Raw genomic sequence first — 16,279 nt, 5'->3', positions numbered from 1 at the left:
TAAGATCATGGGCTTCGTGACCGTCGGCGTGCTGGTGCTGTGCTTCATCGCGGGACTCGTTGCCAACCAGTTCGTTGTCGCGGCACGTGGCGAAACCGACGACGCACGGCTCCAGCAGACCACCCTGACCGCTCGTAAGGCGGAATTCAAGGGAATCCAGGACGTGCTCGTCGCCTCCTACGACATCAACGTGGCGCGCGCGTCACTGCGCTGTACGGCGAAGTCAACTGGCTCGTGGTTACCGACCAGCTACGACCAGTCGGCGTTCATCGCATCGCTCGACGGTGCGGCGACCAGCTCCGGAACCACCATCCAGAGCGTGAGCTTCGGAACCGCTGCCGCTGCCACTTTGCCGAGTGACGCGTCCGTGCAAATCAGTGCGAAGAAGGTTGTTGCCGTGCCGGTGACCATCAGTGCACAAGGCGGGTATGACGCGCTGCACAACTTTGTCGACCAGATGCAGCGCATCGACCGCATCGCAGTGCCGACCAGCGTGAGTTACTCGGTCGCCGATGACGACTCGCAGAGCACCGTGACCATCAACAGCAACATCCTCGCGATTCTCAGCTCCGGGTCCACCCAGACCAACGCGTCCTCCGATGCGATCGAGAACGCGACCTCCGGCGTGTCCAAGTAAGCGCTGCGGGAGTGGTACTACGAGAGTGGTGCTGCAGGGCGTCTGAGCCGAGAGCGGCCGCCAGACGGTGTGGCTGTTGGCTCTGGGCTGGCTTGGTCGGTTGGACTGGCTGGTTGAGCTGGTTTGACTGACTTGGATAGTTAAACCGTCTGGTTTGACTGGTTTTGCGGGTCAGACCGTCCGGTTTGACTGCTCTGCGAACGAGGCGGGCGGAAACCTATTGAGTGGGTTCCCGCCCGCCTCGCTGTATTTCTGGTGGTGACTGAAATCCTGCCCCAAATGGCTTGCGGCAACGCACTGACCGCACGCGATGCGGCACTGTGTGAGCGAATCCTCACACGGTGGCGGTTCTATCCGTCCTGATGGTCGTTTCCTGCTGTTCCGGTGGTCGATGTGGGAGCCAATCCTCACATGGTGGCAGTCCTATCGGGGCTCGTGGCCGTTTCTGGTTGTCCCGGCGGCTGGTTTGTGAGTCAATCCTCACCCGGCACCCGGCACCGGCTTCGTGTCAGAACGTATCGGTAAGCTTGACTTCCGTCATACGTCCCAAAACCGTCAAACCAGAAGGTGCATTGTGGCTAGTTCTAAACTCGATGAAGTCGTCTCCCTCGCCAAGCGTCGCGGGTTCGTGTTCCCCGCGGGCGAGATCTACGGCGGCACCCGTTCCGCGTGGGATTACGGCCCGCTCGGCGTCGCGCTGAAAGACAATATCAAGCGTGAATGGTGGCGCTCCATGGTCGTCACCCGTGGTGATGTCGTCGGCGTGGATACCTCCATCATCCTGCCGCCGGAAGTGTGGGTTGCATCCGGCCACGTGTCCGTGTTCAATGATCCGCTCATCGAGTGCCTCAACTGCCATAAGCGCCAGCGTGCCGACAAGTTGCAGGAATCCTACGCAGAAAAGCACGGCGACAAGATGCCGGAGAACGGTCTGGCCGATATTGTGTGCCCGGATTGCGGCGTGCGCGGCAAGTGGACGGAACCGCGTGACTTCAACATGATGCTGCGCACTCATCTCGGCCCGGTCGAGGACGAGAACTCGCTGCACTATCTGCGCCCGGAAACCGCGCAGGGCATTTTCGTGGACTTCAAGAACGTGATGATGGCGAGCCGCTCCAAGCCGCCGTTTGGCATTGCGAACATGGGCAAGTCGTTCCGCAACGAGATCACGCCTGGCAACTTCATCTTCCGCACCCGCGAGTTCGAGCAGATGGAGATGGAGTTCTTCGTCGAGCCCGGCACTGATGAGGATTGGCATCAGTACTGGATCGATACCCGCACCCGCTGGTACCTTGATTTGGGCATCAACCCGGCGAACCTTCGTCATTACGAGCATCCGAAGGAGAAGCTCGCGCACTATTCGAAGCGCACGGTCGATATCGAATACAAGTTCGGATTCCAGGGTTCCGATTGGGGTGAGCTGGAAGGCATCGCGAACCGTACGGACTTCGATCTGTCCGCCCATGCGAAGCATTCCGGCGAGGACCTGAGCTACTTCAACCAAGCCACCGGCGAGAAGTACGTGCCGTACGTGATTGAACCGGCCGCCGGCCTGACCCGTTCCCTGATGGCCTTCCTCGTGGACGCGTACGACGTGGACGAGGCTCCGAACACCAAGGGTGGCGTGGACAAGCGTACGGTGCTGCGTCTCGACCCGCGTCTGGCCCCGGTCAAGGCCGCCGTGCTGCCGCTGAGCAAGAAGCCGCAGCTGCAGACCATTGCCCACAACCTCGCCGCCGACCTGCGTCAGCACGAGTGGATGATCGACTACGACGAGGCAGGCGCCATCGGCCGTCGTTACCGTCGTGAGGACGAAATCGGTACCCCGCTGTGCGTCACCGTCGATTTCGACACGCTTGAAGACAACGCGGTCACAATTCGTGAGCGCGACACCATGCAGCAGGAGCGTGTCAGCCTTGACAGGGTCGCCGATTATGTTGCCGACCGTGTCAGCGAGAAGCGCGTGCGCTATCCGGAAGGCCCAGCCAGCGTGACTGGCGTGAAGGCGGCCGACGGTGGCGTGGACGTTTCTAAGGAAAGCGGCATCGACGAGACCCAGCCGGTGAAGATCGCCGAGGCTGGCGGCCTGTACTGATATCGCTATCGCGCGCGCCATCTTTATACAAACTGGTTATGCTGGGAAGCCTCTCAGCGTAGCCAGTTTGTGGATGTGTCGGGTGGAGGGGTGCACCCGCACAATCAGTTGGCGGGTGCGCCGGGATGGGAAGTAAGCGCTTACGGGAAAGGAATCCAAGGGTATGAGCAAGCACGACGAGGACATCATCGACGAGCGTGGCGATTCCAGACTCGGCGAAGATCCCCGTTCCACGGCGACCGCCGGTCCGGTGCAGATTCATCCCGTGGACCTGGGGCGCATCCATGTGCCGACGCCGGTCATGCTGTCCCCGATGGCCGGGGTGACCAATTGGCCGTTCCGCGTGATCTGCGAAGAGTACGGGCCGGACGGCTTGTATGTCGCCGAAATGATTACCGCCCGTGCACTCGTGGCTCGCAATCCCAAAGCCCTGCGCCTGTGCCGTTTCGCACCGAACGAGAAAATCCGTTCCCTGCAATTGTATGGGGTCGATCCGTCTATCGTCGAGCAGGCGGCGCGCATCGTCGTTGACAACAATATGGCCGACCATGTCGATCTGAACTTCGGTTGTCCGGTGCCCAAGGTCACCCGGCGCGGTGGCGGTTCTGCGCTTCCATGGAAAACCGACCTGTTCACTGAGGTCATCCACCGCGTGGTGTCCGTGTGCGGGCCGGCAGGTATTCCGGTGACTGCGAAAATCCGCGTCGGCATTGACCACGAGCACGAGACCTTCCTTGAGGCCGGGCATATCGCTCAGGAGGAGGGCTGTGCCGCCGTGACCCTCCACGCCCGCACCACCGCCGAATATTATGGCGGCCATTCTGACTGGAGCCGTATCAGCGAATTGGTGGAGCGTCTGGACATTCCCGTGTTCGGTAACGGGGATATCTGGGGCGCGGATGACGCGTTGGCGATGGTGCGCGAGACGGGTTGTGCCGGTGTAGCGATCGGTCGGGGATGCCAGGGCAGGCCGTGGCTGTTCGCCGATATCAAACACGCCTTCGAAGGCAGTGATGAGAGGACGAACCCGAATCTCGGCCAGGTGTGTGCGGTGATTCTTCGTCATGCCGGGCTGCTCACCGAGTTCTACGACGGTGACGAACGCATGGCGGTTCATGATCTGCGTAAGCATATCGCTTGGTATCTCAAAGGATTCCCGGTCGGTGGCACGACACGTAAAGCCTTCATGGAATGTGAAAATATTGCGGATGTCAAGCGCGTCATGGATACGCTCGATCCACAAGCCCCGTACCCGCAGCGAATCATCGACAAACCGCGTGGTCGTGTGCGATACGCGAAAAAGGTACACCTGCCGTATGGATGGCTTGAGTCCAGGACCACTACACACGAACAACGAGAAACGCTGTTCGGCGACGATCCGATGGACGTAAGCTATTGACAGAACTCTTGGCTGCTCCGCGACACGTGAAAAAATCGCGGTACATACCAAGAAATAACGTATGTGTTACTGGTTTTGCGCTACAGTTGAGCATAACCGTAAGTGACAGGAGACAATGGTGAGCGAGATTGCCCAGACAGACAATTTCAACGACAAGACCAATATCAAGGTCGTGGGGGTCGGCGGAGCCGGTGGCAATGCTGTCAACCGCATGATCGTCGAAGGTCTGCAGAACGTTGAATTCGTGGCCATCAACACTGATGCGAAAGATCTGATGCGCTCGGACGCCGACATCAAGATCGCGCTCAACGATGCCACCAGCCGTGGGCTCGGCGCTGGTGCGGACCCGGAGAAGGGTGCGAAGGCCGCACAAGACCATCAGTCTGATATCGAAGAGGCCTTGAAAGGCTCTGATATGGTCTTCGTGACCTGTGGTGAGGGCGGCGGCACCGGAACAGGCGCCAGCCCGATTGTCGCGCGCGCAGCAAAGCAGCAGGGCGCACTGACCATCGCCGTGGTCACCAAGCCGTTCAGCTTCGAAGGGCCGCGTCGTGAAGCCTCTGCCGAGCTGGGCATCGAGAACCTGCGCAAGGAAGTCGACGCGATCATCGTCATTCCGAACGACCGTCTGCTCGAGCTGTCCGACAAGTCCATCGGCATTGTCGATGCGTTCCGAACCGCAGATACCGCGTTGCTCGCCGGCGTGCAGGGCATCACCGATCTGATGACCAACAACCCGTACATTCATGTGGACTTCTCCGATGTCACCACCATCCTGCGTGGCGCCGGAACCGCGCTGTTTGGCATCGGCTCAGCGCGGGGCGAGGACCGGGCCACCCAGGCCGCGGAAATCGCCATCAGTTCGCCGCTGCTTGAGGAAAGCATCGAGGGCGCTCAAGGCGCGCTGGTCAACATCGCCGGCCCGACCGACCTCAAGCTGCTCGAAGCATCCAACGCCGTCGAACTGGTCAAGAAGGCCATCCACCCCGAAGCACAGATTATCTGGGGTCTTTCCCTCGACGACGCCTATGGCGATGAGGTGCGTGTCACCGTCATTGCGGCAGGATTTGACAAAGCGGGCAAGGAAGCCGCGGACGCGGGTGCCTCGGCAGCAGCCCAGCCGCTTGCCGCCAACGCACAGCCGGCGCAACCGGCGGCAACCCCCGCAGCCCAGCCGCAGCAAGCGCAGCCGGCCAGCGGAAACCTCATCGACGCCGGCGCCCAGAACCCGGCATCGCCGGCGCCTGAACGCCCGGCTGCAGCTCCCTACGTCGCCCCTCAGCAGAATCCCGCTGCTGGCAACTACGGGTATGGCAACTACGGTCAGTATGGCGATGACGGAGATGCGACCACTGAGCACCGCGTTGTGCCGTCGAACGATCCGGGCGATTTGGACATCCCGGATTTCCTGCGGTGAACGGCGCAAGGCACGAGTAAGTAAAAGGAGCTGAGATGGCTGGGTTCATGAAGAACGCGATGTCCTATCTGGGCATGTCCGATGTCGTCGACGACGATGACGACCTGCTCGACCAGGAGGAAGACGACAAGGAACCAACCTTTGATTCCGACCACACGGTGGCGCCGATGTCAACGTCACAGCCCACAAGCTCGTCGGCATCGTCGCCGAGTCGTGGAGCCAGCCAGTTCCCGGCACGTGTCAGCCGGATTACTACGATTCACCCGAAAACCTATGACGATGCCCAGCTCGTGGGCCGTGCGATTCGCGACGGCGTGCCAGTCGTGCTGAATCTCACCGGGGTTCCTGAAGCGATCGCCTATCGTATCGTCGATTTCTCGGCGGGCGTGGTGTTCGGCGTGCGCGGATCCATCGAGCGCGTGACTCCGCGGGTCTTTCTGTTGAGCCCCGCGCAGATCAACATCAAGGTCGAGGAGCCTGAATCCAAGGCTGCCGGACACGACCTCTTCGCCGATTGACGCGGTTTGACGCAGTCTGATGCCGCTACGGCTTGGCACCTATCGACACCGACTGGTAGCACAGAACCCAATACCCGTCACCATATGAGGGCTTCGATGAGCGCGTAACCATCGAAACCCTCCTGCTATGCTGGGCCTGTGCTTGTATCTTTGGCTATTTTCGTGATCAACCTGCTGCTCGACGCGTACATCACCGTGCTGTTCATCCGCATGATTCTTGACTGGGTGTTCATGCTTGCCCCGCAATGGCGTCCTGGGCGCATCGCCGGTGATCTGATTAATTTGGTTTACGATCTGACCGAGCCGCCGCTGCGGTGGCTACGGCGCTACATCCCGCCGCTGCCGTTGGGACCAATCGCCATCGACCTGAGCTTCATCGTCCTGTATTTTGCGCTCGGATTGCTGCGGGCGCTCATCTGATGCGAATGTTTGCGAGCATATACGAAGAAACGTGGGCACCTGCGCATCCTCGTAAATGCTGAAGACAGATTGGCGGTTCGCCAGATGAAACGCAGATATCATGACCGAGACACGAAAAAAGAGCGCGAAATCGGTCAGGAATTCATATGGGTCGTGCTAGCATCGATATAGATACCGTCACAGCGAGGCATTACTCAAAGCGAGGTGGAGATTTATGGCTCTTTTGACGCCAAAGGATATTAGGGAGCATACCTTCCAAACGGTACGCTTCAAGGAAGGCTATGACGTCGACGAAGTCGATGACTTCCTTGACCAGGTAACCGAGACGGTCGAAGCTCTCGGCAAGCAGGCGATGCAGAACGGCCCGGCCACGCAGCCTCTTGGCCAGGATGTGGCGAATCTCAACGCCAAGATTTCCGAGCTGAATAACCAGATCGAGTCCCTGAAGAAGGAAAACACCGATCTCAAGGCTGTTGCAGCTACGGCGGGCAATGCCTCTGCTGCGGACCAGGCTGCGAAGACCGCGACCGAGCAGCTGCACAAGGCTGAAGAGAACAACCGCGCACTCGCTGTGCAGAACGATCAGTTCAAGCGTCAGAGCGAGCAAGCCACCGTTCTTGCCCAGAAGCTCAAGCATGAGAACGACCAGCTCACCGAGCAGGCCAACGGGCTCAACCAGCAGATTGAGCAGGCCAAGGCCCAGAGCGAACAGCTCAAGAACCAGAATGACCAGCTCAAGAGCCAGGTCGATCGTCTCAGCACGCAGGTCGACCAGCTCACCGCGCAGGCGGCAAAGGAAGCCGGCAACAAGGACGTCGCCGAGCAGCTGAATGCCGTCACCCGCGAACGCGACCAGTTCCGTGCCAACACGGAGAACCTCAGCCGCGAACTGGCCACTGCACGTCAGCAGCTTGCCGTCCAGCAGCAGACCGGCACGCAGGTCAAGGAACTCCAGCGTCAGCTCGAGGAATCCCGTGAGCGTGAGAACAAGCTTCGCGCGCAAATCGAGAAGGTCGAGCCGAGCACCGAAACCGGCAGCCTCCAGAAGATCGCAGGCGCTGCGCAGAGCGCTTCCAGCGAGCCGGAGCGTGCCACCGCAATGCTCACCCTGGCCATGCAGCTGCACGACCAGTACGTCGACAAGGGCAAGGCCAAGGCCAAGGAAATCACCGAGGCGAGCCAAGCCAAGTACGAAGAGCTTGTCACCAAGGCCAACGATTACTCGAGCCGTACCCGCACCGAGGCTGACGACTACAACAAGACCACTCGTGCTGACGCCGACGCGTACAACAAGCAGGTTCACTCCGACGCCGACGGCTACTCCGTCAAGACTCGTCAGGACGCCGACCTGTATGCGAAGAATAAGCGTGAGGAAGCCGACAACTACGAAGCTGAGGTGCAGCGTCGTGCCGCCGACTATGACAACAAGACCCGTTCCGGTGCGGACAACTACGCCAAGCAGGTTCGCGATGAGCTTGAGAACCAGGTCAAGGTCATCGAAGGCAATATCAAAGGGCTCAAGCAGTTCGAGACCGAGTATCGCACTCGCCTCACTGATTTCCTTGGCCAGCTGATGAATCAGGTGTCCGATTCCAACAACTACAGCAAAGTGGACCAGTCCCAGTCCAGCCCGCGTCGCCACTGATCGCGCTCCGGTCAGGTAACGGTTTCCGGGGTTGGAATCAATGCATCCACCGAAAGTGACAAGACGGTCGCGTAGCAAGTACGTGGCCGTCTTTGCTGTTGTGGCAGTGATGGTGCTCGTCCTCGATCAAGGGACAAAAGCGTGGGCGAAGCAGACGCTGTCGGACGGCAATATCATCGAGGTTATCCCGCATGCCTTGAGGTTTATGCTTGTGCATAATCCGGGCGCATCGCTCGGTTTTGGCTCGGGACATACATGGATCATCTCCGTGCTGGCCATCGTGGCGTGCGTGTTGCTGGCGTTCGCATCCGCTCAGACCGATTCGCACGAGTGGGCGGTCATGCTGGGAGCGGCGTTCGGCGGAGCCGCCGGCAATTTGATTGACCGTGTCGCGTACGCGCAGCATGGGCTTGACGGTCGCGTCGTCGATTTCATCGACTATGGTTGGTCGGTCGGCAATGTCGCGGATATCTTCCTTACCCTTGCCGGCATTGGCGTCGTCGCACTCGTGCTTCGCGGGGTCGCCTTCCGCAGCGGTCGTGATGGTCGCAAGGCCATCATGGGTGATGAGCCTGACAGCGAAGACACTGATGGTGACGTGCCCGGCCATGACGAGCCGGTCGTCATGCCGCGACAAGCATCGCAGCAGGGTGAATACGCAGACGGCACCCAAAAGGACGTTGAACTGCGCGTCGAACATGCCGACAACGCCGGGACCGCCGACAAGGATAGCGAGGTGAACGGCCAGGGGAGTGAGGCCCGATGAGCCGTCTTGCACCAGCTCCCGACGCCCTGATCGGCAAGCGCTTTGATGTCGCCGTCTCCAAGATGCTCGGCATATCGCGCGCCAAATCTGCTGAACTCATCGAAACCAACCAGGTGCGCGGTTTGAACCGTGAGATGGCCAAATCAAGCACCCTCATGGAAGGCGATATCGTCGAATTCGATATAGTCGAGGAGCGTAAAGAGCCTGAACCTCTCGCCGAGGACATGGCGGTCGTCTACGAAGATGACGACGTAATCGTGGTGGACAAGCCGGTCGGTGTCGCAGCCCATGCCTCCGTCGGCTGGACCGGCCCCACCGTTCTCGGCAGTCTGTTGCAGCGTGGCGTGCACATCACCTCGCTCGGGGCTGCCGGTAGGCAGGGCATCGTCAGCAGGTTGGATGTGGGCACCAGCGGGCTCATGCTCGTATGCAAGTCGGATCTCGCCTACAAAGAGATGCGCCGGCAATTCGCCGAACATGAAGTCGTGAAAACCTATCATGCGCTCGTCCAAGGCAATCTCAAGGAAGACAAGGCGACCATCGAAGCGCCAATCGGGCGGGCGAAAGTCTCCGATTTCCGCTTTACGGTGACTCCCACCGGCAAGGAGGCGATCACCCATTGGGATGTGCTCGAACGCTTCGGCGAAGCCACACTGGTGAAGGTCAATCTTGAAACCGGGCGAACCCACCAGATCCGCGTCCACTTCTCGTCCATCGGACATCCGCTGGTAGGAGACCCGATGTACGGGGCGAACCCGGTGATGGCGAAGGAACTGGGGCTCGAACGCCAGTGGCTGCATGCGATGCAACTGGAATTCCGTCATCCGCGCACCCATGTGTGGACGACCGTCAAGTCGCGCTACCCTGCGGATTTGCAACACGCGCTGGATTCGCTGGAAGCCAAGCACGCCACGCCGCCGGTCAACTCGCTTGGTTAGAGTGGACGGCATGACAGATTCCGGAAACTTCGTCCAGCTGCACAACCATACGCATTACTCGCTGCTTGATGGTGCCTCGAAAATCCCGGATCTGGTCAAGCGCGTCAAGGAACTCGGCATGCCGGCCGTCGGCATCACCGACCACGGCAATATGCACGGTGCCTACGAGCTCTGGCGCAACGCCGTAGACCAAGGCATCAAGCCGATCATCGGCATCGAAGCGTATGTGACACCGGAAACCGCGCGTCAAGACAAAACCCGCGTCTCTTGGGACACCAACTGGGTGCCGCAGCCGCATCACGAACGCAATCCTGACGACGTCTCCGGCGGCGGTCTCATCACTCACTTGACCTTGTGGGCGGAAAACGACGAGGGGCTCGTCAACCTTATCAAAGCCTCGTCTGTCGCCAATCTCGAGGGTCGCGTCATGCGCTACCCGCGTATGGACAAGGAAGTGCTCCAGCGCTACCACAAGGGCGTCATCTGCTCGTCCGGATGCCCGTCAGGCATCATCCAGACGCGCCTGCGACTCGGCCAATTCGACGAGGCTCTGCGCGCCGCCGGCGAAATGCAGGACATCTTCGGCAAAGACAACTTCTACATCGAACTCATGGACCACGGGCTGGAAATCGAGCAGCGCGTCACCAAAGACCTGCTGACCATCGCCAAGAAGCTGAACGCCCCGCTGCTCGCCACCAACGACTCCCACTACGTGCATGAGGAGGACCGCGATGCGCAGGACGCGATGCTGTGCATTAACTCCGGTTCGCGGCTCGACGACCCCGACCGGTTCAAATTCGACGGTTCCGGCTACTACATCAAATCCGCGCAGGAGATGCGCGACCTGTTCAAAGAACTGCCTGAAGCTTGCGACAACACGCTCGCCATCGCCGACCGGTGCAACGTGATCTTCGACGATCACGAGGACGGCGCGTTCATGCCTCGCTTTGACTGCCCTGAAGGCTGGGACGAGACCTCACTGTTCCTCAAGCATGTGGACGAGGGCCTCAAACGCCGGTACAACGGCAATCCGCCAATCGAAGTGCTCAAACAGGCCGACTACGAATGCGGCGTCATCTGCCAGATGCAGTTCTGCGGCTACTTCCTCGTCGTCGCCGATTACATCAACTGGGCGAAATCGCACGGCGTGATGGTCGGCCCCGGCCGCGGCTCGGCAGCAGGCTCCATGGTCGCCTACGCGATGGGCATCACCGAACTCGACCCGCTCAAGCACGGCTTGATTTTCGAACGCTTCCTTAACCCTGAACGCGTCTCCCTGCCGGATATCGATGTGGATTTCGACCCGGACGGGCGTATGAAAGTCCTCGACTACGTGGCCAACAAGTACGGGCACGACAAAGTCGCCCAATGCGTGATTTACGGCACCATCAAAACCAAGCAGGCGCTCAAGGATTCCGCACGCATCATGGGCTACGAGTTCTCCGTGGGCGAGCGCATCACCAAAGCCCTGCCGCCGAGCAAGAACGGCAAGGACGCGAGTCTGCACGACATCTTCGACCCAACGTCGAAACGGTATGCCGAGGCTCGTGAATTCCGCGAACTGTATGACGCCGACCCGGACGCCAAGCGCATCACCGAGGAAGCCAAGGGCATTGAAGGGTTGATCCGCCAGACCGGTGTGCACGCGTGTGCGACAATCATGGGTTCCGAGGCAATCACCAACACGTCTCCGCTGCTGGAACGCACCGACGGCACCATCACCACGACCTTCGAATACCATACGTGCGAAACGCTCGGCTTGGTGAAGATGGATTTCCTCGGGCTGTCCAACTTGACGGTTATTCGCGATACGCTGACGAACATCCGCAACAACGGCAAAGAGCCGATTGACTACACGAAGATTCCGCTTGACGACAAGCCGACCTACGAGCTGCTCGCGCGGGGCGACACCTTGGGCGTGTTCCAGCTTGATTCCGACGGCATGCGATCGCTGCTGAAAACTCTGAAGCCCGATAACTTCAACGATATTTCCGCATTGATTGCGCTGTACCGGCCGGGCCCGATGGATATGGATTCGCATAACAACTATGCGAAACGTAAGAACGGCTTGCAGAAGATTACTCCGATCCATCCGGAGGTGGCCGAGCCGCTCAAAGAAGTGCTCGGCGAGACCTACGGCCTGATCGTGTATCAGGAGCAGGTGCAGTCGGCTGCACGAATCCTCGCAGGCTATTCGCTGGGCAAGGCAGACGTGCTGCGTCGAGCGATGGGCAAGAAGAAGCCCGAAGTGTTGGCCAAAGAGAAAGTCCCGTTCTTCCAGGGCATGAAGGAGCACGGGTATTCGATGGAAGCCGCGCAGGCGGTGTGGGATATCCTGGTTCCGTTCTCCGGGTACGCGTTCAACAAGGCGCATTCCGCGGCATACGGTTTGATTTCGTACTGGACGGCGTATCTGAAGACGCATTATCCGGTCGAATTCATGGCGGCGCTGCTGCAGAACGAACGCACGAATAAGGACAAGACCGCGCTGTACCTCGGCGAGGCCCGACGCATGGGCATCAAGGTGTTGCCGCCGGATGTCAACGAGTCGCGGCTCGAATATTCGGCAGTCGGCGATGTCGTGCGTTTCGGCCTGGGCGCCATCCGCAACGTGGGCGACAAGGCAGTTGAGGATATCATCGCCGAACGTGAAACCGCGCGCGGCAAGTACGTGAATTTCATGGACTTCATCCGCCGCGTGCCGGTCACCGCCTTGAACCGCCGTCTGGTGGAATCGCTGATCAAGGCGGGCGCGTTCGATTCGATTGACCCGAATCGCCGGGCGTTGTATGAGATTCATGAAACGGCCATCGACTCGGTGATCGGGCTCAAACGCAAGCAGGCGGAAGGGCAATTCGACCTGTTTGCCGATGACGATGACGGCGGCGCGGACATGATGGGCGACGCTTCGGTCGTGGTGCCGGACATCGAGGAGTGGGACAAGAAGACCAAACTCAATTTTGAACGCGAGATGCTCGGCCTGTACGTGTCCGACCATCCGTTGAGCGGCATGACCGCAATCTTGGCGAACCTTAGGGAAATGTCAATTGCGCATCTGATTGACCGGGCGAAGACCATGGGCGACAGCCAGCAGGTCACCATTGCCGGGCTCGTCACGAATGTGGACCGGCGTGTGTCCAAGAAGGGCAATCCGTGGGCCATCGTGACGGTGGAGGATATGGAAAGCTCCATCCAGTGCATGTTCTTCGGCAAGGTGTATGAAGCCGCCGCCGCGCAATTGACGATCGACGAGGTCGTGCAGGTACGCGGACAGGTAGAGGTGCGCGACGAGACAGTGAGCCTGCGCGCCACTGAAATGCAGGTGCCGTCGCTGGAAGCTGACGATTCGCGGCCTGTGGTGATTACTCTGCCGCCGGTCGCGCTTGATCGGGACCATGTGATGCAGCTGGGACATGTGCTCATGAACCACCCGGGGTATTGCCCGGTGAAGCTGGCGATTATGGGGGAGAAGGGCGATGCGCAAGTGCTGACCTTTGGCGACCGGTTCCGGGTCAAGCGCGACACCTCGCTGTTCGCGGAGATCAAGATTCTCTTCGGACCGAGCTGTCTGCCAGCCGCCTGAGGGGCGGCGGCCGGTTGATGGCCGGGTGGTTGCTGGCGTATCGGCGCGCGGTGCGACTTTGTGTCGCACGGTGACGGGATAGTCCGGGGTTTGGCTGGCTGTCGGTAGGTATCTGTCTGCCGTGTGATTTGGGAGCCGCATGGAGACGTGATGGGGTTGGCGGCGGGGAAGGGCTGGCCGTAGACGCGTCCCGTCACGCCCTGTCGCGCCGGCCGCCATCTCAGCATGTGACAGCACCCCGGGATTTTTCCGTGCAAGGTTTTCGCCCGTTGCTACCATGTGAGGGTATGAGCGACAATACCATGCGAATCATTGACCTGCGCGGAAAGCGCCTCACCCGTGCCGAGATGCTGGCGGCGATGCCACGTGCCGAGATGGGTACGAAGGAAGCCACCGATCTGGTGCGCCCGATCCTCGATGATGTCCGTGACCGCGGCGCTGCGGCCCTTCGTGATTTCGAGGAGAAGTTCGACCATGTGCGTCCCGAGCATCTGCGTGTGCCGGCCGAGGCTATGAAGCAGGCGCTTGACGAGCTTGATCCCGAAGTGCGTGCCGCCATCGAAGAATCCGTTCGCCGCAGCCGTGCGGTGTCCGCATCCCAAGTGCCGCAAGATTTCCACACTGATTTGGCACCCGGCGCCCGTGTTGCGGAGCGTTGGATCCCCATCCAGCGTGTCGGCTTGTACGTGCCCGGCGGCAAGGCCGTGTACCCGAGCTCGGTCATCATGAACGTGGTGCCCGCCCAGACGGCCGGCGTCGAATCGCTTGCCATCGCCACCCCGCCGAGCAAGGCGACCGCCGACGGTCTGCCTGACAAGACGATTCTCGCCACCTGCGCCATCCTCGGTGTCGACGAGGTCTACGCGGTCGGCGGCGCTCAGGCAATCGCCATGTTCGCCTACGGGGCTAAGGGCTCCGAGCCGCAGGACGGCGAGATTCTGTGCGAACCGGTCGACAAGATCACCGGTCCGGGCAACATCTTCGTCGCCACCGCCAAGAGCATGGTCTCCGGCATCGTCGGTATCGACGCAGTCGCCGGACCTACGGAAATCGCCATCATCGCAGACAAAGACGCGAACCCCAGCTGGGTTGCCGCCGATTTGATTGGTCAGGCCGAGCATGACGAGCTCGCCGGTTCCGTCCTGATCACCGATTCCGAGGACTTCGCCAAGCAGGTGCAGGCCAGCCTGGACCAGCGCGTCCCGCGTACCGAGCACGCCGAGCGAGTCGCCACCTCCCTGACCGGCCGCCAGTCCGGCATCATCCTGACCGACAATCTCGACCAGTCCATCGACGCCGCCAACGCGTATGCGGCGGAACACTTGGAAATCCAGACCGCCGACCCGGACGCCGTGGTGCCGCGCATCAAGAACGCTGGCGCGATCTTCCGCGGCCCGTACTCGCCGGTCCCGCTGGGCGACTACATGTCCGGCTCGAACCACGTGCTGCCGACATCCGGCACCGCGCGTTTCGCCTCCGGCCTTGGCGTACACACCTTCATGAAGCCGGTCGAAGTCATCGAATACGACGAGGAAGGCCTCAAAGCGCTCGCCGCCCGCATCAACACCTTCGCCGTCTCCGAGGACCTGCCCGCCCACGGTGAGAGCGTGCTGAGCCGTTTCATTGCCGACCCGTACGACAAGGCGACCATCAAGCAGCAGGAAGAGCAGGCGGGCCTGCGATGAGCGAAAACACCATCCCTGCAAGCCTGCCGCTGCGTAACGACCTGATCGGCGAGGAACCGTATGGCGCTCCGCAGCTTGACGTGCCGGTATGCCTCAACGTCAACGAGAACCCGTACCCGCCGAACCCGGACGTCATCGACACCATCGTCGAGCGCGTCCGCGAAATCGCGCCCACGCTCAACCGCTACCCGGATCGCGAGCATATCAAACTGCGCCAGGCGTTCAGCGACTACCTCGACAAGGAGTCCGGCGCCCGGCTTGATATCAGCCAGCTGTGGGGTGCGAACGGGTCGAACGAGATTATGCTCCAGCTGTTCCAAGCGTTCGGCGGGCCGGGGCGTACCGCGTTGAGCTGCGACCCCACGTATTCGATGTACCCCGAGTACGCGCGCGACACGTTCACCGGATGGAAAGTCGTCCACCGCAACGCCGATTTCACGCTGGACGTGGACCGCACCATCGAGGCGATTAACGACATCAAGCCGTCCATGGTGCTGCTGACCAGCCCGAACAACCCGACCGGCACGCCGCTGCCGCTCGAAGACACCGAACGCCTGCTTGCGGCCTGCGAACAGGCGGACGTCGCCGGCGCGGCGCCAGGAGTCCACCCGATTCTCGTCATCGACGAGGCTTACGTGGAGTTCCGCAACCCGGGCATGCCGAGTGCGGTCAGTCTCATCAACAAGCATGAGAACCTCGCGGTCAGCCGTACCATGAGTAAAGCGTTCGCCTATGCGGGCGCGCGCGTCGGCTACCTCGCCGCCTCGAAAGGCATCATCGACAGCGTGCGTATCGTGCGCATGCCGTACCACCTGTCCGCCGTGACCCAGGCCGTCGCCCTCGCCGCGTTCGAACACACCGACGAACAGCTCAGCCGCGTCGCCCACCTGCGTGAAGTACGCAACCAGACCGCGGCATGGTTGAAAAGCCAGACCTACAAGGGCATCCCGCTTGAAGTCGCGGATTCCGAATCGAACTTCCTGCTGTTCGGCGGGCATTTCGACAACCGTGAACGCATCTTCCAGGAGCTGCTTGACCGCGGCGTCCTCATCCGCGTGGTTGGCCCCGACGGCTGGTTGCGCGTATGCATGGGCACCGACGACGAGATGGCACGCTTCCGCGAAGCGCTCACACAAGTGCTACGCATCGTGGAAGCCGAATAACCCGCTCGACGCA

11 protein-coding genes and 1 pseudogene are annotated in these 16,279 nt (G+C 60.7%); all 12 read left to right on the top strand.

What is annotated here, in order from left to right; translation table 11 throughout:
* Positions 1-7: 7 nt before the first annotated feature.
* Entirely contained in the window at positions 8-637 is a 630-nt protein-coding gene (gene pilO / locus ACTQYB_RS00915) for a type 4a pilus biogenesis protein PilO (protein WP_441481593.1), read from the top strand.
* Between the two features lie 574 nt (positions 638-1,211).
* On the top strand, positions 1,212-2,732 hold the full coding sequence (locus ACTQYB_RS00910; RefSeq protein WP_441481594.1) for a glycine--tRNA ligase: 1,521 nt from the start codon (positions 1,212-1,214) through the stop codon (positions 2,730-2,732).
* Between the two features lie 163 nt (positions 2,733-2,895).
* Positions 2,896-4,131 (top strand): tRNA dihydrouridine synthase DusB, encoded by a 1,236-nt coding sequence (gene dusB / locus ACTQYB_RS00905; RefSeq protein ID WP_441481595.1) that lies wholly within the window; start codon positions 2,896-2,898, stop codon positions 4,129-4,131.
* 115 nt (positions 4,132-4,246) lie between these two features.
* Complete coding sequence (gene ftsZ / locus ACTQYB_RS00900) at positions 4,247-5,548, top strand: cell division protein FtsZ (RefSeq protein ID WP_033505070.1); 1,302 nt, start codon at positions 4,247-4,249, stop codon at positions 5,546-5,548.
* Positions 5,549-5,583: 35 nt separating this feature from the next.
* On the top strand, positions 5,584-6,066 hold the full coding sequence (locus tag ACTQYB_RS00895) for a cell division protein SepF (protein ID WP_441481596.1): 483 nt from the start codon (positions 5,584-5,586) through the stop codon (positions 6,064-6,066).
* 138 nt (positions 6,067-6,204) lie between these two features.
* The gene (locus tag ACTQYB_RS00890; protein WP_033505072.1) at positions 6,205-6,486 is read left to right on the top strand and encodes a YggT family protein; all 282 of its coding nucleotides are present in this window, start codon (positions 6,205-6,207) and stop codon (positions 6,484-6,486) included.
* A gap of 214 nt (positions 6,487-6,700) precedes the next feature.
* On the top strand, positions 6,701-8,131 hold the full coding sequence (locus ACTQYB_RS00885; RefSeq protein ID WP_441481597.1) for a DivIVA domain-containing protein: 1,431 nt from the start codon (positions 6,701-6,703) through the stop codon (positions 8,129-8,131).
* A gap of 40 nt (positions 8,132-8,171) precedes the next feature.
* Positions 8,172-8,660, top strand: a pseudogene (locus ACTQYB_RS00880) (signal peptidase II); the annotation flags it as partial.
* A 233-nt stretch (positions 8,661-8,893) separates the two neighbouring features.
* The gene (locus ACTQYB_RS00875; RefSeq protein WP_015450111.1) at positions 8,894-9,835 is read left to right on the top strand and encodes an RluA family pseudouridine synthase; all 942 of its coding nucleotides are present in this window, start codon (positions 8,894-8,896) and stop codon (positions 9,833-9,835) included.
* 10 nt (positions 9,836-9,845) lie between these two features.
* The gene (gene dnaE / locus ACTQYB_RS00870; RefSeq protein ID WP_033505074.1) at positions 9,846-13,418 is read left to right on the top strand and encodes a DNA polymerase III subunit alpha; all 3,573 of its coding nucleotides are present in this window, start codon (positions 9,846-9,848) and stop codon (positions 13,416-13,418) included.
* 287 nt (positions 13,419-13,705) lie between these two features.
* Positions 13,706-15,103 carry a histidinol dehydrogenase gene (hisD, locus tag ACTQYB_RS00865; protein ID WP_033505075.1) on the top strand — a complete coding sequence of 466 codons (1,398 nt, stop codon included), beginning with the start codon at positions 13,706-13,708 and terminating at the stop codon, positions 15,101-15,103.
* The gene (locus ACTQYB_RS00860) at positions 15,100-16,266 is read left to right on the top strand and encodes a histidinol-phosphate transaminase (protein WP_441481598.1); all 1,167 of its coding nucleotides are present in this window, start codon (positions 15,100-15,102) and stop codon (positions 16,264-16,266) included. The genes hisD and ACTQYB_RS00860 overlap by 4 nt, the downstream gene beginning before the upstream one ends.
* Positions 16,267-16,279 lie beyond the last annotated feature (13 nt).

Origin of the sequence: Bifidobacterium sp. LCP19S3_E9 (genome assembly GCF_052121135.1) — a bacterium.
In the GTDB taxonomy this organism is placed as follows: Bacteria; Actinomycetota; Actinomycetes; order Actinomycetales; family Bifidobacteriaceae; genus Bifidobacterium; species Bifidobacterium thermacidophilum.
The sequence above is the reverse complement of the archived record's forward strand: the minus strand, read 5'-3'. Positions and strand labels throughout refer to the sequence as shown.

Bases quoted from the DNA above. Each gene is read 5' to 3' on its own strand.
- ACTQYB_RS00885 (WP_441481597.1), top strand. From the start codon at position 6,701: ATGGCTCTTTTGACGCCAAAGGATATTAGGGAGCATACCTTCCAAACG.
- pilO (WP_441481593.1), top strand. From the start codon at position 8: ATGGGCTTCGTGACCGTCGGCGTGCTGGTGCTGTGCTTCATCGCGGGA.
- dusB (WP_441481595.1), top strand. From the start codon at position 2,896: ATGAGCAAGCACGACGAGGACATCATCGACGAGCGTGGCGATTCCAGA.
- ACTQYB_RS00860 (WP_441481598.1), top strand. From the start codon at position 15,100: ATGAGCGAAAACACCATCCCTGCAAGCCTGCCGCTGCGTAACGACCTG.
- dnaE (WP_033505074.1), top strand. From the start codon at position 9,846: ATGACAGATTCCGGAAACTTCGTCCAGCTGCACAACCATACGCATTAC.
- hisD (WP_033505075.1), top strand. From the start codon at position 13,706: ATGAGCGACAATACCATGCGAATCATTGACCTGCGCGGAAAGCGCCTC.
- ACTQYB_RS00895 (WP_441481596.1), top strand. From the start codon at position 5,584: ATGGCTGGGTTCATGAAGAACGCGATGTCCTATCTGGGCATGTCCGAT.
- ftsZ (WP_033505070.1), top strand. From the start codon at position 4,247: ATGGTGAGCGAGATTGCCCAGACAGACAATTTCAACGACAAGACCAAT.
- ACTQYB_RS00875 (WP_015450111.1), top strand. From the start codon at position 8,894: ATGAGCCGTCTTGCACCAGCTCCCGACGCCCTGATCGGCAAGCGCTTT.